This is a genomic window from Mucilaginibacter sp. RCC_168, assembly GCF_041355315.1.
Classification (GTDB): Bacteria; Bacteroidota; Bacteroidia; order Sphingobacteriales; family Sphingobacteriaceae; genus Mucilaginibacter.
The window spans coordinates 1-884 of the sequence record NZ_JBFUPN010000068.1 but is presented as its reverse complement, the minus strand read 5'-3'; the positions used below and the strand labels follow the sequence as shown (position 1 = coordinate 884).

The window sequence follows — 884 nt, the reverse complement described above, 5'->3', positions numbered from 1 at the left end:
AAGAAAGATAGTCTTCCGTATGCTGCTTTTTCCCGCTGGCAGCTGGATCTCTCCAGGGATGTCCTCGGTTATCATTTACTTTATTGGAAGAGGAAGCTCAGGGGAAACCTTCCCGCGCTTATATTACCGGCCTATCGCCGGGATGCCATCCATGTATATGATGAAGAGCGGGGATATTTCAGTATCGGCAAGGAACTGACATCCCGCATACTGTCCTATACGAAGACAAAAGGTATTTCAGTTTCTGTTTTTATGCTGTCGGCGTTTAAGGCCCTATTATACCGGTATTCGGGCCAGGAAGATCTGATCGTAGGAATTTGGGGAGATAACCGGGAAACCCAGGCCAACATAAGGGATACAATAGGTCCTGTAACGAATTTACTGCCGATACGGACAACAGTTGAAAGCGGCACCACATTTTCACAATTGCTTCATGAAGTCAACCAAAGTGGTTTAGAGGCTAGAGAGTATCACCATATACCATTTGACAGGCTGGTAGCGGAATTGAACCTTCAGAAGGATATGAGCAGAACCGCGTTGTTTGATGTACTGTTTCACTATGAGGATCACCCTGTTGAAATATCCGGAGGAGCGGATTTGTCCATAAGGGTGATTGAGACGAACCTGGGCTGGGGTAAATATGATTTCAATCTTTTTCTACAACGCAACGAAGATATCATTTCAGGGATACTGACATTTAATAAACTTTATTACAGCGCTGAAACGATCTCCAGTTTTACAGGACACTTACAGTATTTACTGGACAATATATTAAAGGATGACCAGCGGCCCCTGCTGGATATGCCGCTCTTGTCCGCATCGGAGCGGGAAGAATTACTGAGCAGTTTCAGTCATGGCGCTGTAACGGAGTACGGGGATGAAGA

The 884-nt window shown here is 45.5% G+C and carries 1 protein-coding gene; it reads left to right on the top strand.

Annotation, left to right across the window (positions count from 1 at the left end; genetic code table 11):
* The coding region (locus AB6735_RS27980) for a condensation domain-containing protein (RefSeq protein WP_370999477.1) at positions 1-884 on the top strand (884 nt) is incomplete at both ends.